Origin of the sequence: Streptomyces sp. x-80 (assembly GCF_046549095.1) — a bacterium.
Classification (GTDB): domain Bacteria; phylum Actinomycetota; class Actinomycetes; order Streptomycetales; family Streptomycetaceae; genus Streptomyces; species Streptomyces celluloflavus.
The window spans coordinates 159,386-176,674 of the sequence record NZ_JAJPWM010000002.1 but is presented as its reverse complement, the minus strand read 5'-3'; the positions used below and the strand labels follow the sequence as shown (position 1 = coordinate 176,674).

The window sequence follows — 17,289 nt, the reverse complement described above, 5'->3', positions numbered from 1 at the left end:
GGAGTGCCAGGCGTTGACGCCGCTGTTTGCTTGTGCTTCATTGTGTTTGTTTGTGTTTGGTCGGAGTGCTGAGGAGCTCCCGTGAAGAAGACGACGACCCGGCTCGCGGACGGCCGGGAGCTCATCTACTACGACGCACACGAGGACGCGGTCCGCGACGCCGCCGACCGCCGCCCGCTCGAACCCGTGGCCACCGCCGCCGAAATCCGCCACGACCGGCTGCTCGGCGACCGGGTCGCGATCGCCTCGCACCGCCAGGCCCGCACCTACCACCCGCCGGCCGACGCCTGCCCGCTCTGCCCCTCCCGCGACGGCCGGCTCTCCGAGATCCCCGCCGCCGACTACGACGTGGCCGTCTTCGAGAACCGCTTCCCCTCCCTCGCCGGCGACAGCGGCCGCTGCGAGGTGGTCTGCTTCACCCCCGACCACGACGCGTCCTTCGCCGACCTCACCGAGGACCAGGCCGCCCTGGTCCTGGCGGCCTGGACCGACCGCACCGCGGAACTGTCCCGGCTCCCGGGCGTGGCTCAGGTCTTCTGCTTCGAGAACCGCGGCGCCGAGATCGGCGTCACCCTCGGCCACCCGCACGGCCAGATCTACGCGTACCCCTTCACCACCCCGCGCACCGCCCGGATGCTCGACTCGCTCGCCGCCCACCGCGCCCGGACCGGCGGCCGCAACCTCTTCGACGACGTCCTCGCCGAGGAACGGGCCGACGGCCGCCGTATCGTGCTGACCGGCGAGCACTGGACCGCCTTCGTCCCCTACGCCGCCCACTGGCCGTACGAGGTGCACCTCTACCCCCGGCGCCGGGTGCCCGACCTGACCGCCCTGGACGACGCCGCGCGCACAGAATTCCCACAGCTCTACCTGGAACTCTTGCGGCGCTTCGACCGGATCTTCGACGAGGGGAACGGCCGGGGGAAGAGCGTGGCCGGCGCCGCCCGCACGCCGTACATCGCCGCCTGGCACCAGGCGCCCGTACACGCCGCGGACCGCGCCGAGTTCGCGCTCCACCTCGAGCTTTTCACCATCCGCCGGACTCCCGGCAAGCTGAAATTTCTCGCGGGTTCCGAATCCGGCATGAACGTGTTCATCAACGACGTGCCGCCGGAGGCCGCGGCCGAGCGACTGCGAGAGGTAGCGAGCGAGTGAGTGAGCGAGCAATCCGGAATTACCTGGTCACCGGCGGGGCGGGGTATATCGGCAGCGTGGTCACCGCACATCTGCTGGAAGCCGGCCACGACGTGACCGTGCTGGACGACCTGTCCACCGGCCACCGCGCGGGCGTCCCCGACGGGGCCCGCTTCATCGAGGGCCGTATCCAGGACGCCGCCCGCCACATCGGCCCCGGCTACGACGCGGTGCTGCACTTCGCCGCTTTCTCCCAGGTCGGCGAGTCCGTCGCGGACCCCGAGAAGTACTGGCGCAACAACGTCGGCGGCACCATGGACCTGCTCGCCGCGATGCGCGCGGCCGATATCCGCACCCTGGTCTTCTCCTCCACCGCCGCCACCTACGGCGACCCCACCACCTGCGGCGGCGAATCCGCCGGCGCCCCCCTCACCGAGACCGCCGCCACCGCGCCGACCAGCCCGTACGGCGCGAGCAAACTCGCCGTCGACCACCTGATCGGCGGCGCGGCCGCCGCCCACGGCCTGGCCGCCGTCTCGCTGCGCTACTTCAACGTCGCGGGCGCCTACGGCGGTTACGGCGAGCGCCACGACCCCGAATCGCACCTCATCCCGCTCCTGCTCCAGGTCGCGCAGGGCAAGCGCGAGGCGATACAGGTCTACGGCGACGACTACCCCACCCCCGACGGCACCTGCGTCCGCGACTACCTCCATGTCGCCGACCTCGCCGAGGCCCACCTCCTCGCCCTCGACGCGGCCCTCCCGTCTCCCGCCACCGCCCCGGCAGGAGACACCGCGCGCCGCCGCGTCCGTCCCGGCGAACACCTCATCTGCAACCTCGGCAACGGCAACGGCTTCTCCGTCCGCGAGGTCATCGACACCGTTCGCAAGGTCACCGGACACCCCGTCCCCGAGATCCTCGCCCCGCGCCGCGGCGGCGACCCGGCCGTCCTGGTGGCCGCCGCGCAGACGGCCGCCGACCGGCTCGGCTGGCGGCCCCGCCGCGCCGACCTGGCCGGTATCGTCGCCGACGCCTGGCAGTTCACCCAGTACCTCGAACGGACCCGGGAGCGCGCATGAGCCCGCACGCCGCCGCCCCGGCCCCGGCGCACGAACACGGCGCCCGGCGGACCGCGGCGGCCTTCCGCGCGGTGTACGGCGCCGCCCCCACCGGTCTCTGGGCGGCGCCCGGCCGGGTCAACCTGATCGGTGAACACACCGACTACAACGGCGGGTTCGTCCTGCCGCTGGCCCTCCCGCACACCACCGTCGCCGCCGCCACGGCCCGCACCGACGGTCTGCTGCGGCTGCACTCCAGCGACGCCGACGGCGGCCCCGTCGAACTGCGCGCCGACGAACTGCGGCCCCCGGGCGCCGGCGGCTGGGCCGCCTACCCGGCGGGCGTCGTCTGGGCGATGCGGGCGGCCGGACTGTCGGTCGGCGGCGCGGACCTGCACTACGACAGCACGGTGCCCACCGGCGCCGGACTGTCCTCCTCCGCCGCCCTGGAGGTCGTCACCGCGCTCGCCCTCAACGACCTGTACGGACTGGGCCTCGACCGGCAGCGGCTGGCCACGCTCGCCCAGCGCGCCGAGAACGCGTTCGTCGGCGTGCCCTGCGGAATCATGGACCAGACCGCCGCCGCCTGCTGCACCACGGGCCACGCCCTCCTCCTGGACACCCGTGACCTCGCCCGGCGGCAGGTCCCGTTCGACCTGGCGGCGGACGGACTGCGGCTGCTGGTCGTGGACACCCGCGTACGGCACGCACTGGCCGACGGCGCGTATGCGCAGCGGCGCGCCGGCTGTGAGCGCGGTGCGCGGGCGCTCGGCGTGCACACCCTGCGCGAAGTGCCGTACGCGCAGCTGCCCGAGACCCTGGACGCCCTGGCCGGACAGCCGGCCGTCCAGGCGCTGGTGCGGCACGTCGTCACCGAGAACCACCGCGTCGAAGAGGTCATCGCGCGCCTGGACGCGGGCGACACCCGCGCCATCGGCCCGCTGCTGACCGCGGGCCACGCCTCGCTCCGCGACGACTTCAGGGTCTCCTGCGCCGAGTTGGACCTCGCCGTCGACACCGCCCGCGCGGCGGGCGCGCTGGGCGCCCGGATGACCGGCGGCGGCTTCGGCGGCTCGGCGATCGTCCTGGTCGAGGCGGCGGCCGAGGCGTCCGTCGGCGCGGCGGTCACCGACGCGTTCGCGGCGGCCGGCCACACCGCGCCGCGGATCTTCCCGGCCGTACCGAGCGCGGGAGCCCACCGCCTGGCGTGAGCGCGCGGACCGGCGGGCCGACGGCAGGGGGACCATCGGCCGGCGGACGAGGCCCGGCGGACGAGGCGGCGCGGACGAGGGCCGCGGCGGGCCGATGGCAAGCAGGCCGCCAGTCCTCGGACCGCCGGTATCGCGGCAGGGGCATGGAGACAGGGGTCATCCGGACCGACGGCATCCGGACCGACGACATATGGCCCCCGGCGAACGGATCGAGACGAAAACCCCCGGATCCCGCACCAGAAGAGGCCGTGGGCCCCGTCGGCCCCATCCGCGCGGAACAGTTTCGCCATTCGCCTTCCGCCGCCGCACCCCGTCCGTAGGCTGGGACCAGCGCCGATGGGGGCCGGCGCGATCAGGGGTGAGCCGGGCCGCTCCGCGCCGCAGGACGGGCGAGGGGACGGGTGTGACGCCCGGGTGGACGGCTCCGCGGCGCGGCGGCGGCCGGGCCGCCGAGGCGATGTTCAATCCTGGCGTCGCGCCCGCTAGGGTCCGTTCCCCGAGACAGGGGGTCTGTGTGCAACGCATCCGGGTTCTGGTGGTCGACGGCCACCGTATCTTCGCCGAATCCCTGGCCGCCGCGCTGGCGGCGGAACAGGACGTGGACGTGGCGGCCGTGGGCAGCGGCCCCATGGCCCTGCGCAGTCTGGAGCGGGCCGCCGCCGACGGCCGCCGCTTCGACGTGCTGCTCGCCGACGCCGACCTCGGCACCCTCGCACAGCCGCTGACGACGGTGCCCCCACAGGCGTCCCCGGCCCGCGACGGCACCCCGCGCGGCCCCGTGGACGGCATCGCGCTGGTCTCCGGCGTCCGCACCAGCCATCCGTACCTGCGCACCGTCGTCCTCGCCGAGCGCGACGACCCGCGCCGCGCGGCCGCCGCCCTCCAGGCCGGCGCCTCGGGCTGGGTCGCCAAGGACTGTTCGCTCTCCCGGCTGCTCGCCGTCATCCGCGGCGTGCTGCGCGACGAGACGCATCTGCCGCCCGCCCTGCTCACCGGCGTCCTGCGCGAACTGACCGCGGCCCGCAAGCACCGTACGGAGAGCGAACGGCTGGTGGAGTCGCTGACGCCGCGCGAACTGGAGGTGCTGCGCTGCATGGTGGCCGGACTGGGCCGCAAGGCGGTCGCCGAGCGGCTGTTCCTCTCCCCGCACACCGTCCGTACGCATATGCAGAACGTGCTCGGCAAGCTCGGCGTGCACTCCACCCTCGCGGCGGTGGCACTGGCCCGCCGGGCCGGTGTGGGCCCGGCCGACCTGGCGACGGCCACCGCCTCGCTCTCGGTGCCCTGACGGGCGCGGGGACCCGGCCGCGCGCCCGCCGCGCCCCGACACGCGCCCGGCTCCCGGCTGTTCGCCCGGCCCGGTCCGGCCGCCGGGGCCGGTCAGGACGGCGCTCCCGCGAGCGGGCGGCGTGACGTACGGGACGCACCACGGCAGGTCACCGGCGTGCGTGTCACCGGTATGCATGCCGTCGGCACATCGCTCCCGCCGCCGGCTCAGGACGAGTTCTTGTACACGCTCCAGCCGCCGTCCACGACCAGGCTCGCGCCGGTCACGAAGGACGCCTCGGGGGACAGCAGGAACGCGATGGCCGCGGCGACCTCCTCGGGCCGGCCCAGCCGCCGCGCCGCGGTCTGGGCGGCGCTGGCCTGCCGCTCCGCATCGCCGATACCGTCCCAGGCGGCCGTCAGGACCGGCCCCGGCAGCACGCTGTTGACCCGCACCTCGGGCCCGTACTCGACCGCCAACTGCCGGGCCAGTCCGGTCAGCCCGGCCTTGGACGCGGCGTACGCGGGGCGCCCCGGCAGCCCGATCAGGGCGTGCACGGACGAGGTCAGCACCACCGCGCCGTGCCGGCCGCGCAGGTCCTCCAGAGCGGCGCGCACACCGAGGAAGGACCCGGTGAGATTGACCGCGAGCTGCCGCTCCCAGTCGGCGAGCGGCGTCCGGTCGACGGCGGCGGCGCCCGGCAGGTAGGCGTTGCTGACCAGCGCGTCGACCGGTCCGTAGCGCTGCCGCGCGGCCTCGACGGCGCGCTGCCAGTCGTCCTCCCGCGCCACATCGCAGTGCTCGTACGAGGCCCGGCCGCCGGCCGCCCGGATGCGCCGCGCGGTGTGCTCGCCGCGCGCGTCGTCGATGTCCAGCAGCAGGACCCCGGCGCCTTCGGCCGCCAGCCGGTCGGCGGTGGCCGCGCCGATTCCGGCGGCGGCACCGGTCACCAGGACCGTACGGCCGGGAAACCGCCTGCCGTAGGGGCCACCGGGCGCCGGACGCGGTTCGTACTGCGGATTCATGGCGCGATCCAAGCCCACCGGGAGGCTGTGGGCAAGAGGACGTCCTACGGTGCGCCGGGTGTGCGGACGGGCGCGAGACGGGACGGATGGGCTGACCTCGACCCCGAAGGCGCAGGGGAACGGCGTACCGATGCGGGTGGTCCGCCCGTCCACTCGCCCGCCCGTCCCACCGTCCGCCGACGCTACGCCGTACCGTCCGGAATGAAGCGTCGAAAGGGGGGACGTCAGCCAGGCATCCGGGCCGTCAACCGGAAGTGTGGTCGTCGGTCCGGAACATTGCCGTCGGCCGGGGATCTCGCCGACCGGCCGGGCGCGCTGCCGTCAGCCGGGGGTGTTGTCGAACGGGCCGGTCAGCCGGCGCAGCAGGCCGGCCAGCTCGCCGCGCTGCTGGCGGGAGAGTTCGGCGAGGATGGCGCGCTCCTGTGTCAGCAGCGCGGCCAGCGATTCATCGGCCTTGTCGCGGCCCTCGGCGGTCAGCCGTACCAGCACACCGCGCCGGTCGCTGGGGTCGGGCAGCCGTTCGACGAGGTCCTTCTTGGCGAGCCTGTCGATACGGTTGGTCATCGTCCCGGAGGTGACCAGGGTCTGGGTCAGCAGCGCACCGGGGGAGAGCTGATACGGCGCTCCGGCGCGGCGCAGCGCGGTGAGCACATCGAACTCCCAGGGTTCGAGGCCCACCTCGGAGAAGGCGAGGCGGCGGGCCCGGTCGAGGTGCCTGGCCAGCCTGGAAACCCGGCTGAGGACCTCAAGTGGTTCCACGTCGAGGTCCGGGCGCTCTCGGCGCCATGCTGCGACCAGTCGGTCGACCTCGTCCTCCATGACGATCAGTGTAGAGGGTCTGTCGATATGAAGTCTCTTGACATCAAGATATATTTGGCTGGACTATTGGGCATCGTCGGCGGGAAGCACCACTCGGGTTGGCGCGAACCAGCCCTGTGTACGCCCGGTGTCAGCCCTGTACCAGCAAAGGGGTTTCGAATATGCACGATGCACCTACCTGGGATCCGCAGCAGTACCTCCGTCATTCCGGGCACCGCACCCGGCCCTTCCGCGACCTGCTCGCCCGGATACCGGAGCTGCCGCGCCAGGGGACCCCCGCCCGTATCGCCGACCTCGGCTGCGGTCCGGGAAACGTCACCGCCGAGCTGGCCGCCCGCTGGCCCGACGCGCACATCACCGGTCTCGACAACTCCCCGGAGATGCTCAAGGAGGCCGAGATCCACGCCGGGCCCACCCCCGGCGGCGGCTACCTCGACTTCGCGCCGGCCGACGCCGCCGACTGGGACCCCGGCGAGCGGTACGACCTGATCGTCTCCAACGCGGCTCTCCAGTGGGTACCCAACCACCCCGACTCCTTCGCCCGCTGGATCGAGGCCCTCACGCCCGGCGGCACCTTCGCCTTCCAGGTCCCCGGCAACTTCACCTCGCCCAGCCATGCCCTGCTCGGCGAACTGTGCGACGCCCCGCAGTGGCGCGAACGCCTCAACGACCACGGGCGCCGCTTCATCCACATCCTCGAACCGGCCGACTACCTGGAGCGCCTCTCCGACCTCGGATGTGTCACCGACACCTGGGAGACCACGTACGTCCAGCTGCTCCAGGGCGACGACCCGGTCCTGGACTGGGTCAAGGGAACCGCCCTGCGCCCCGTCCTCACCGCCCTGGAGGACGACCTGGCGACCCGTGACGAATTCCTCGCCGAATACCGCGACCTGCTGCGCAAGGCATATCCCACCGGCCGGCACGGCACGGTCTTCCCCTTCCGCCGCATCTTCGCGATCGCCCGCAAGCCCCGGCCCGACGGGCCGACGGCAGACGGCCCCCGGCCCGACTAGCACCCCGGTCCCGCCGCCCACCCCTGTCTTTCCCTCCGAAAGAGGTGACCGTCGTGATCACCGGCCTCGACCACATCCAGCTCGCCGCACCCCCCGGTACCGAGGACGCCCTACGGGCCTTCTACGTGGACCTCCTCGGCATGACGGAGCGCCCCAAGCCCCCGGCACTCGCCGCCCGCGGCGGCTGCTGGTTCGAGGCCGGTACGGCCCATATCCACCTCGGCATCGACCCCGGCCACCACCCCTCGAAGAAGTCCCACCCCGGCATCCGCGTCACCGGCATCGACACCTTCGCCGCCGCCCTCACCGCCGGAGGCGCCCCCGTCACCTGGGACGACAACCTGCCGGGACACCGCCGCTTCTTCTCGGTGGACCCGGTGGGGAACCGGCTGGAATTCCTGACGGGGGAGGGGTGAGGCGGCGTCCGGTCGGGGTGGGGTTACGGGATGGGGTCCTTGTGCGTCAACGTATGGGGGAATTGTTCGACGAAGGCATCGCTGTCCGGAGTGAGCAATGTGCCCCAGGAGCCGTCGTCGAATCCGAACTGGAACTCGCCGAGGTTCTTCGACCGCCGGCGTGTCCAAGCGATGCTGTCGCGACGGAAAGATTCCCCCAGTTCATGGGCATCGCCCAGCTTCGCACCCCAGCGGCGCCGCTGCCAGTAAACGAACCGCGCCTGATCTCCGGACAGTGCGAAGGTGGTCGTCACGCCTCCGCTGCATCGTGGCTGTGCCGCCGCCATCAGCTTCCCTGCCAGGCTGTCCCAGGAACCGAAGAACTTACTGTTCTGTTTCTGCCGCTGCACTCTCACCGCAGGGTCGTCGGATCCTGCGGAGGGGGAGGGGAATTCATTGAGAACGACCTTGAAAGCGAAAGGGATGAAGGAGAGAGCATGGGCCCACCCGTCACCTCGCATGTGATGTCCCACGAGTACCTGCGGGCGTAACTCCTTGGGTGCGTCACCGCCCCCTTCGCTGCCGTCCAGCAGGTGGTGCACGGTGAATACCGCTGCGGGGAAGCCATCGGGCGGAAGTGCGGATCGCACCCGTTTCGTGAGGTTGCCGGTTCCCATGCTGTGTTCCTCTCGTCGATCAACGAAGGACTCTGCCGGACTTCTCTTCCGTATCGTTTTATTCGTCACGGATGTTCGTTCGCGGAGGCCGAGGCCGAGGCCAAGGTCGAGGCCGTGGGCGGCCCGGTCGAGAGCTGATCCGCGAGCTCTCGTTCCCGGATCGGCCGACGCGTGTCTCTGCGCCAGATCCGGGCCGCACGGTCCTCAACTCCTTGTCAGCCGAACAGGGAATCAACTGCGGCCGAGGAACGTACGCAGGGTGAGGTCACCTCGGCGGTGAACGTGTTGGCCTCCGTGTCCACGGATACGGAGAACGAATAGCCCGCCGACCGCTCCGGCGCGCTGTCTCCGGCCCGTGCCCGTACGCCCTCATCCGTCGTTTCCGTCTGCCAGCCCTGTGAGGAGAAGGACTCGATGACCCGGGGCAGCGCGTTCGGGAGCTCGTCGTCCGCCACCTGGCCGATGTGCCAACGGTGTTGGGCCGAACACGCGGACCGCAGGCCCTTGCCCCAACACGTCCCGCAGGTCACGGAGCTGAGCTGCCGACCGCTGTCCATACGGCCCCGCAGCGCCACGGCGTCCATCAGCCGGCTGGAGTGCCAGTACAACTCCTGTTTCACCGCGTCGTCCGGCTCCACTGCGGCCGGGGCGCTCTGCCGCATGGCCCGGTAGTCCTCGACATCCTGGTCGGTTCCCCAGCCGATCGTCTTGAGGATCTCGGCGAAGAGTTCGGAGTGCAGGTCCCACTGCTCCGGGAATGGTGAATCGAGGGCGAAGACCAGCATCTCCCCGGTATCGGGAAGGGGTATGTGCACCTGGATCTGCGCTTGCTGGACGGGGATTTCCTGTCCCGTAGGGGATTCCTGGGCGCCGATGACGAAGCCGTAACTGCTGATGCGTGTGAGGGCGGGGCCACAAGGCAGCTCCACCTGCTGCACCTCGGCATCGGGATATCTACGCTCGAACGCCTCGCGCATCGCCGGAAACAGATCCTCGTCGTCGCTGTCGTGCCGGAATCTGCTGACGACAATGGTCGAGAAGCTGGGGTGACCCTGCTCTTCCAGAAGGCAGAGTCCGGCGTACACCACATCGGCCTCCACCATCGGCTCCAGCTGAGCCGCGAGGCCGAGGGCGAAGCGATACTGGTCATCCGCCGAATGGTTCGGCAGAAGATCGGTCACCAGCGCGTGCAGGCGAGCTGCCGCCGTTTCCGCTTCGGATACGTCAACGGGCAGTTCCCTGACGAACGGCGGCATGATCCAGCCGATGCGCAGCTTCGGCGACTCATCCCGGAGAGAAGCTGCGGCAACGTCCCCGCCATCGACGGAATCCGGCATGCTTTACCCCCTTCCCCCGCTTCCCCGCTCAGGCAGCCAGCGCACTGTGGAACTTCTGACCGGACGGGGTGCTCTGCGGCTGGCTCCGGTCGCCCCCGATGCGGCTGGAAACCTGATGCACGGCGCCGTTGGCGAAGGAACCCGCCTTGATGACCGTCTGCGTGCCGGCTTCCCACCTCGGCGGTACCTTGCCGTCCTGGAAAGCGCGCTTGAGCCCTACATTGATTATCTTCTGGCTAAAAGGTGCCCGCAGCTTCTCGGCGGCTTTCGCCGCGATCACCTTCCCGTCGCCGAGTCCTTTGACGGCTCCCGTGACCTTTCCCAGGCCGCTGGCATTCTTGATGCCGGCCGTAATGCCCTTGGTCACGCCGCCGACGCCGGGAAGCAGACCCAGCGCGTCAAGGCCGATCTTCCACCCGGGCGTGCCGTTGCCTCGGGCGTTGCCCATCCAGTGCCCCGCCATGGCTCCGGCCGCGCAGACCGCGGAGGCGCCGCCGAGCAGGGCACCCACAATCTGGCCGCCGATGGGGAAGACCTGGCACGCCAGTGCCGCGGCTGCGAGGCCCGCAGAGATCGTCGACAACAAATCCGCATGCTCGACGAGCCAGTCCTTGAAATCGCGCCACGCGCTCTTCAGTCCGTCGATGGCCCGGTTCCACCAATGCAGGTCCGGTGGGTGATTCTCCGACGCCTTGAGGATCGCGCGTTCGGCCTCGCCGGCGCGGTCCTTCCACTGGGACCGGATGCGTTCGGCCTCGCGGATGAGGTCGTCGAGTTTTTCCTTGGAATTCTTGGCCCGGTCCGAGGCCGCGTCCATCTCGTCGTTGATCTTGTTGGCGTCCGCCGCGTCCATCGGCTGTCCGAAGTACGGCTGGTACCTGCGGTAGAGATCCTTGTAACGGTCTTCATCGGCCTCGGCCTGCTTGCGGGCTGTCGCGGCCTCCGCCTCGATCTTTCCGGCTTTGTCCTGGAACCCCTGTAATTGGGTGTGCCAGCCGCTCAGCGCCTTGGCGCAGTCGTGCATGGACTCGGTGCCCTGCCGGAGATACTTGGGCAGCTCGCCGAGCTTCTTCGCGAAGTTCTGTGCCGCCTCGCCCTCCCATGCGCCATCGCTTTTGCCGACCGATTTGAGCAGATGATCGAGCTCGTCCAGTTCGTCGCCGACGGACTTCACATCGGAGGCGAGTGCCTGGATGGCATGCAGATCACCCTTGGCCGGATTGAACCCGACGCCGGGCCATGCCGAGTCGTCCTCGATGAACATGCTCCGCCAGGACACGCGATTCCCCCTCGGGCGAAAAGCTTTCTCGGTGCGGTGCTTCCTTCTTCGGACTTCCTTCGCCGGGCTTCTTTCCCGTCGCTTGCTTTTGTTCTGCTTATTTCTTGCCGGGCTCTGCCGCCTACTTCTTGCCGAGCATCCTGGCGTTCTCTTCCTCGCCGGCCTGATAGGCGTCCAACGTCATCTTGAGCTTCTCGTGGATGTCTTTGGCGGCATCGGCGATACGTTTGATGCCATCGCCCCACTGTGACTGAAACTCTTCGCACGCATCGTCGAGCCCCTCGGTGCCCAGCGCCTTCGGGCCCACTTTTTTCAGACGTCCGGTGGCGTCCCGCATGCGCTCGTCGGCATTCGCGAGTTTGTGCAGCATTCCCTGTACGCGCTGCACATCGATCTTGAAATCTGTCGGCACGCCTCGGTCCCCTCCCCCAAGTGGACGCCCTTTCCGGGCACGTTACCCGGGCACCGTATCGCAAATAACCCGTATGCCAAGAGCAAAATTTCTTGTGGTTTTTGGCCGGAAGCGCCTGGCTGGCAACTGCGGCAGACAGGGATGTTCCGGAGAATAGTCAATATTGTCGAGATCTCGGCAATTTCTGGATATCGATGCGGCGGCGCACGGAAGGCGCGAGGAGGCGCGAGGAGGCATGATGCGACGAAGGCGGCGGTCCCGCGCTGATTCGCTGCCCCGCACCGCCGGACCCCAGCGGCGTCTGCCGCAAGATCTTCGAAGCGGGCCGCCGGGGCATGGGCGTTCCTATTCGGCCGGGCCGCCAGGTATTACGGGACAGCCCTTCGGGCTATGAGACAGGTCCGTCAGGCCACCGGCCGGAAATCCTGAGGCGGGTGGTGCTGGACGAAAGCGGTGCTTCGCCGGACGATCGGCAACGCGGCCGTGCTGACCCGGTAGCCGGAGCATCTTCACGAGCCGGCCCGGAGTCTCCTGCGATCGCGACGCAGATCCTGCCGTTCAGCGGAGGCGCCCAGGCCGGTGAAGTCGTTCCAGGTCGCTCTTCGGCGGCCTTCGATCACCAGTGACGAGCCCGCCCCGCCCACACGTACCGCAGTGCCGGCCGCCCCCGTCGCACCGCACCCGTCCACCGCCCCCGTCGCTCCGCCTCCCCCTGACTCCGCCGGTACGAGAGAAAGCCCGCCGATACGAGATCAAGCCCGCCGATATGCGCGCCCAGGCCCCCGATTCGCGCCCAGGCCCCGGCGCGCGGATCAGGTCCCCCGACGCGCGGATCCCCCCGCCCCGCTCAAGCCCGCCGATGCCCGATCAGCCGTGGTTTCGGTTCCAGGCCGTCCAGGCCGTGCCAGGCCAGGTTCACCAGGTGGGCGGCGACCTCGGCCTTCTTCGGTTTGCGGACGTTCAGCCACCACTGGCCGGTCAGGGCGACCATGCCGACGAGTGCCTGGGCGTAGAGCGGGGCCAGTTTCGGGTCGAAACCGCGGGCCTTGAATTCCAGGCCGAGGATGTCCTCGACCTGGGTGGCGATATCGCTGATCAAGGACGCGAAGGTGCCGGTCGACTGGGCCACGGGGGAGTCGCGGACCAGGATGCGGAAACCGTCGGTGTAGGTCTCGATGTAGTCGAGCAGCGCGAACGCGGCCTGTTCCAGCAGCTCGCGCGGGTGACCGGCGGTCAGCGCGCCGGTCACCATGTCCAGCAGCTGCCGCATCTCGCGGTCCACCACCACCGCGTACAGGCCCTCCTTGCCGCCGAAGTGCTCGTAGACCACCGGCTTGGACACCCCGGCCTTCGCCGCGATCTCCTCCACCGACGTGCCCTCGAACCCGCGCTCGGCGAAGAGGGTGCGACCGATGTCGAGCAGCTGCTCACGGCGCTCGGCTCCGGTCATCCGGACCCGGCGGGTCCGTCTGGCGCCCGCGCCGGAGGAGGGCTTGTCCTTGCTGTTGCTCACGCTGCTGCCGTCGATCGCCACTCGTCAATCATGCCTTCCCCGGTCAGACGCCGGGAGGTGCCCCCAGCGCGGCGCCGCCCTCGCGCCGGGCGCCGCCCTCGGTGCGCCGGGCGTCGAGGCGGGACGCCTGGGGCCATCGGACGTCGTAGGCCCAGCCCGCCTTCTCGAACCAGCGGATCAGCCGGGCGCTGGAGTCCAGCTGCCCCTTCAGCACGCCGTGCCGGGCACACGTCGGGTCCGCGTGATGCAGGTTGTGCCAGGACTCGCCGCAGGAGAGCACCGCCAGCCACCACACGTTCCCGGAGCGGTCCCGGGACTTGAACGGCCGCTTGCCGACCGCATGGCAGATGGAGTTGATCGACCAGGTGACGTGATGGAGCAGCGCCACCCGGACCAGCGAGCCCCAGAAGAAGGCGCTCAGCGCCCCCTGCCAGGACCAGGTCGCCAGCCCGCCCACCAGCGGCGGGAAGAGCAGTGAGACCGTCGTCCACAGGACGAACTGGCGCGAGACGGTACGGATCGCGGAGTCCTTGATCAGGTCGGGTGCGTACTTGTGCTGCGAGGTCTGCTCCTCGTCGAACATCCAGCCGATATGCGCCCACCACAGACCCTTCATCAGCGCCGGCACCGTCTCACCGAACCGCCACGGCGAATGCGGGTCACCCGCCGCGTCCGAGAACTTGTGATGCTTACGGTGATCCGCCACCCAGCGCACCAGCGGCCCCTCCACCGCCAGCGACCCCATCACGGCCAGCGCGATGCGCAGCGGGCGCCTCGCCTTGAACGCGCCGTGCGTGAAATAGCGGTGGAAGCCGATCGTGATGCCGTGGCAGCCGATGAAATACATCGCCGTCATCAGCCCCAGGTCCAGCCAGCTCACCCCCCACCCCCAGGCCAGCGGCACCGCCGCCAGCAGTGCCACGAACGGCACCGTGATGAACAGCAGCAGCGTGATCTGTTCCAGCGAACGCTTGCTGTCACCGCCCAGCGTCGCGGACGGCAGCGGAGCATCGGCGGGAATCGGTGACTCTTCGACGGTTTCCGGACCAGCGGTCATGTGGTGTCCCTCGTCGGGGGCTCTGGGGGTAAGGCCACGGCTACGGGTCCGTAACCTACGGTTTCGTAAGTATGGCAGCGACACCCTCACGAGCAAGGCCATGACAGGCCCTCGCGCCACACCCACCACACAGATGCCCACCCAGCGGACGGTGTGATCCGCGCGGAATGGGGAGACCTATCCTGGGGACGTCGGACAGCGCGGTCCGCAACCCGCCCGCAAGCCCTGACGTGCTCAATCACTGCAAGGAGCCGCACCTGTGAGCAGTGCCGACAACACCTCCGCCGAGAGCGCCGCCACCGAGAACGGGCAGGCCGACGAGCCCGGTGCCGCGAGCGACACCCTCGCACTGCGCGCCGACATCCGCCGCCTCGGCGATCTCCTCGGCGAAACCCTCGTCCGCCAAGAGGGGCAAGAACTCCTGGACCTCGTCGAGCGGGTCCGCGCGCTGACCCGTTCCGACGGCGAGGCCGCCGCGCGGCTCCTGGGCGACACCGACCTGGCCACCGCCGCCAAGCTCGTCCGCGCCTTCTCCACCTACTTCCATCTCGCCAACGTCACCGAGCAGGTCCACCGCGGCCGCGAACTCCGCGCCAAGCGCGCCGCCGAAGGCAGCATCCTCGCTCGCACCGCCGACATGCTCAAGGACGCCGACCCCGAGCATCTGCGCGAGACCGCCGCCCACCTCGGCGTCCGCCCCGTCTTCACCGCGCACCCCACCGAGGCCGCCCGCCGCTCCGTCCTCACCAAGCTCCGCAAGGTCGCCGAACTTCTCGACCGCACCGACGCCACCGAGCGCCGCCGCACCGACCTCCGCCTGGCCGAGAACATCGACCTCATCTGGCAGACCGACGAACTGCGCGTCGCCCGCCCGGAGCCCACCGACGAGGCCCGCAACGCCATCTACTACCTCGATGAACTCGGCCGCGGCGCCGTCGGCGACGTCCTTGAGGACCTCGCCGCCGAACTGGAGCGCGCCGGCGCCCACCTCCCCGCCGGCACCCGCCCGCTCACCTTCGGCACCTGGATCGGCGGCGACCGCGACGGCAACCCCAACGTCACCCCCCAGGTCACCTGGGACGTCCTGATCCTCCAGCACGAACACGGCATCACCGACGCCCTCGAACACGTCGACGAGCTGCGCGGCGCCCTCTCCAACTCCATCCGTAACTGCGGTGCCACCGACGCCCTCCTGACCTCCCTCCGGAGCGACCTCGACCTCCTCCCGGAGATCAGCCCCCGCTACAAGCGGCTGAACGTCGAGGAGCCCTACCGCCTCAAGGCCACCTGCATCCGCCAGAAGCTCGTCAACACCCGCGACCGCCTCGCCGCCGACACCCCGCACGTCCCCGGCCACGACTACCTCGGCACCGCCGGACTCCTCGACGACCTCGCCCTCATCCAGGACTCCCTGCGCGAACACCGCGGCGGCCTGGTCGCCGACGGCCGCCTGGAGCGCACCCTGCGCACCATCGCCGCCTTCGGCCTCCAGCTCGCCACCATGGACATCCGCGAGCACGCCGACGCCCACCACCACGCCCTCGGCCAGCTCTTCGACCGTCTCGGCGAGGAATCCTGGCGCTACGTCGACATGCCGCGCGACTACCGCCGCAAGCTCCTCGCCAAGGAACTGCGCTCCCGTCGCCCGCTGGCACCCACCCCCGCCCCCCTCGACGAGGCCGGTGCCAAGACCCTCGGCGTCTTCCGCACCATCCACAAGGCCAAGGAGACCTTCGGGCCCGAGGTCATCGAGTCCTACATCATCTCCATGTGCCAGGGCTCCGACGACGTCTTCGCCGCCGCCGTCCTCGCCCGCGAGGCCGGACTGATCGACCTGCACGCCGGCTGGGCCAAGATCGGCATCGTCCCGCTGCTGGAGACCACCGACGAGCTCAAGATCGCCGACCAGCTCCTCGACGAAATGCTCGCCGACCCCTCCTACCGGCGCCTGGTGGCCCTCCGCGGCGATGTCCAGGAGGTCATGCTCGGCTACTCCGACTCCTCCAAGTTCGGCGGCATCACCACCAGCCAGTGGGAAATCCACCGCGCCCAGCGCCTGCTGCGCGACGTCGCCCACCGGCACGGCGTACGGCTGCGCCTCTTCCACGGCCGCGGCGGCACCGTCGGCCGCGGCGGCGGCCCCTCCCACGACGCGATCCTCGCCCAGCCCTACGGCACCCTCGAAGGCGAGATCAAGGTCACCGAACAGGGCGAGGTCATCTCCGACAAGTACCTCATCCCTTCCCTCGCCCGGGAGAACCTCGAACTGACCGTCGCCGCCACCCTCCAGGCGTCCGCCCTGCACACCGCCCCCCGCCAGTCCGACGAGGCACTGGCCCGCTGGGACGCCACCATGGAGACCGTCTCCGACGCGGCACACGGCTCCTACCGCCGCCTCGTCGAAGACCCCGACCTGCCCGCCTACTTCTTCGCCTCCACCCCCGTCGACCAGCTCGCCGAACTCCACCTCGGCTCCCGCCCCTCCCGCCGCCCCGACAGCGGCGCCGGACTCGACGGCCTGCGCGCCATCCCCTGGGTCTTCGGCTGGACCCAGTCCCGCCAGATCGTCCCCGGCTGGTACGGCGTCGGCACCGGCCTCAAGGCCGCCCGCGAAGCCGGACTCGGCAGCGTCCTGGACGAGATGCACGAGCACTGGCACTTCTTCCGCAACTTCCTGTCCAACGTCGCCATGACCCTGGCCAAGACCGATCTGCGGATCGCCCGGCACTACGTCGACACCCTCGTCCCCGACGACCTGAAGCATGTCTTCGACGTCATCGAGACCGAGCACGCGCTCACCGTCCGGGAAGTCCTGCGCATCACCGGCGAGGACGAACTCCTCGACTCCAACCCGGTCCTGCGCCAGACCTTCCGCATCCGCGACGCCTATCTCGACCCGATCTCCTACCTCCAGGTCTCCCTGCTGCACCGCCAGCGCGAGGCCGCCGCCCGCGGCGAAGAGGCCGACCCCGTCCTCGCCCGCGCCCTGCTGCTCACCGTCAACGGCGTCGCCGCCGGCCTCCGCAACACCGGCTGACCGGCCCCGCACCCCATACAGCGGCCCGCCCCCTTCCATCCGAAGAGGGCGG

The 17,289-nt window shown here is 70.5% G+C and carries 15 protein-coding genes; 7 read left to right on the top strand and 8 right to left on the bottom strand.

Features of this window, described 5'->3' with window-relative positions; genetic code table 11:
- The first annotated feature begins 81 nt into the window (after window positions 1-81).
- The 4 genes from galT (at window position 82) to ACLJWH_RS03410 (ending at window position 4,691) form a co-directional block, all read left to right on the top strand.
- Window positions 82-1,155 (top strand): galactose-1-phosphate uridylyltransferase, encoded by a 1,074-nt coding sequence (galT, locus tag ACLJWH_RS03425; RefSeq protein ID WP_411140034.1) that lies wholly within the window; start codon window positions 82-84, stop codon window positions 1,153-1,155.
- Complete coding sequence (gene galE / locus ACLJWH_RS03420) at window positions 1,152-2,213, top strand: UDP-glucose 4-epimerase GalE (protein ID WP_411140033.1); 1,062 nt, start codon at window positions 1,152-1,154, stop codon at window positions 2,211-2,213. Before galT ends, galE begins: the two co-directional genes overlap by 4 nt.
- Entirely contained in the window at window positions 2,210-3,403 is a 1,194-nt protein-coding gene (gene galK / locus ACLJWH_RS03415; protein ID WP_411140032.1) for a galactokinase, read from the top strand. The genes galE and galK overlap by 4 nt, the downstream gene beginning before the upstream one ends.
- Before the next feature lie 514 nt (window positions 3,404-3,917).
- A complete protein-coding gene (locus ACLJWH_RS03410) occupies window positions 3,918-4,691 on the top strand; it encodes a response regulator transcription factor (protein WP_411140031.1) in 774 nt (257 codons plus the stop codon).
- Between the two features lie 206 nt (window positions 4,692-4,897).
- On the opposite strand, the gene ACLJWH_RS03405 is transcribed toward ACLJWH_RS03410, so the two are convergent.
- Both ACLJWH_RS03405 and ACLJWH_RS03400 read right to left on the bottom strand, forming a co-directional pair.
- The gene (locus tag ACLJWH_RS03405; RefSeq protein ID WP_411140030.1) at window positions 4,898-5,695 is read right to left on the bottom strand and encodes an SDR family NAD(P)-dependent oxidoreductase; all 798 of its coding nucleotides are present in this window, start codon (window positions 5,693-5,695) and stop codon (window positions 4,898-4,900) included.
- A gap of 321 nt (window positions 5,696-6,016) precedes the next feature.
- Window positions 6,017-6,514: a MarR family winged helix-turn-helix transcriptional regulator gene (locus ACLJWH_RS03400; protein ID WP_411140029.1), complete on the bottom strand. Its 498-nt coding sequence runs from the start codon at window positions 6,512-6,514 to the stop codon at window positions 6,017-6,019.
- A 161-nt stretch (window positions 6,515-6,675) separates the two neighbouring features.
- On the opposite strand from ACLJWH_RS03400, the gene ACLJWH_RS03395 reads away from it, so the two are divergent.
- Together ACLJWH_RS03395 and ACLJWH_RS03390 are read left to right on the top strand one after the other, a co-directional pair.
- Window positions 6,676-7,530, top strand: coding sequence for a trans-aconitate 2-methyltransferase (locus tag ACLJWH_RS03395; RefSeq protein ID WP_411140028.1), 855 nt, complete (start codon window positions 6,676-6,678; stop codon window positions 7,528-7,530).
- Window positions 7,531-7,583: 53 nt separating this feature from the next.
- Complete coding sequence (locus tag ACLJWH_RS03390) at window positions 7,584-7,946, top strand: VOC family protein (RefSeq protein WP_411140415.1); 363 nt, start codon at window positions 7,584-7,586, stop codon at window positions 7,944-7,946.
- A gap of 23 nt (window positions 7,947-7,969) precedes the next feature.
- Here ACLJWH_RS03390 and ACLJWH_RS03385 read toward each other — a convergent pair whose 3' ends face one another.
- From ACLJWH_RS03385 to ACLJWH_RS03360, 6 genes are all read right to left on the bottom strand, one after another.
- Window positions 7,970-8,602: a hypothetical protein gene (locus ACLJWH_RS03385; RefSeq protein ID WP_411140027.1), complete on the bottom strand. Its 633-nt coding sequence runs from the start codon at window positions 8,600-8,602 to the stop codon at window positions 7,970-7,972.
- A 215-nt stretch (window positions 8,603-8,817) separates the two neighbouring features.
- Window positions 8,818-9,939: a hypothetical protein gene (locus ACLJWH_RS03380; RefSeq protein ID WP_411140026.1), complete on the bottom strand. Its 1,122-nt coding sequence runs from the start codon at window positions 9,937-9,939 to the stop codon at window positions 8,818-8,820.
- A gap of 28 nt (window positions 9,940-9,967) precedes the next feature.
- Window positions 9,968-11,203, bottom strand: coding sequence for a WXG100 family type VII secretion target (locus tag ACLJWH_RS03375; RefSeq protein ID WP_411140025.1), 1,236 nt, complete (start codon window positions 11,201-11,203; stop codon window positions 9,968-9,970).
- Window positions 11,204-11,339: 136 nt separating this feature from the next.
- Window positions 11,340-11,630: a WXG100 family type VII secretion target gene (locus ACLJWH_RS03370; RefSeq protein WP_411140024.1), complete on the bottom strand. Its 291-nt coding sequence runs from the start codon at window positions 11,628-11,630 to the stop codon at window positions 11,340-11,342.
- Between the two features lie 847 nt (window positions 11,631-12,477).
- A complete protein-coding gene (locus ACLJWH_RS03365) occupies window positions 12,478-13,164 on the bottom strand; it encodes a TetR family transcriptional regulator (RefSeq protein WP_411140023.1) in 687 nt (228 codons plus the stop codon).
- Between the two features lie 22 nt (window positions 13,165-13,186).
- Window positions 13,187-14,200, bottom strand: a complete 1,014-nt coding sequence (locus ACLJWH_RS03360; protein WP_411140022.1) for an acyl-CoA desaturase — start codon at window positions 14,198-14,200, stop codon at window positions 13,187-13,189.
- Between the two features lie 259 nt (window positions 14,201-14,459).
- Here ACLJWH_RS03360 and ppc point away from each other — a divergent pair, with 259 nt between their 5' ends.
- Entirely contained in the window at window positions 14,460-17,237 is a 2,778-nt protein-coding gene (gene ppc, locus ACLJWH_RS03355) for a phosphoenolpyruvate carboxylase (protein WP_411140021.1), read from the top strand.
- Window positions 17,238-17,289 lie beyond the last annotated feature (52 nt).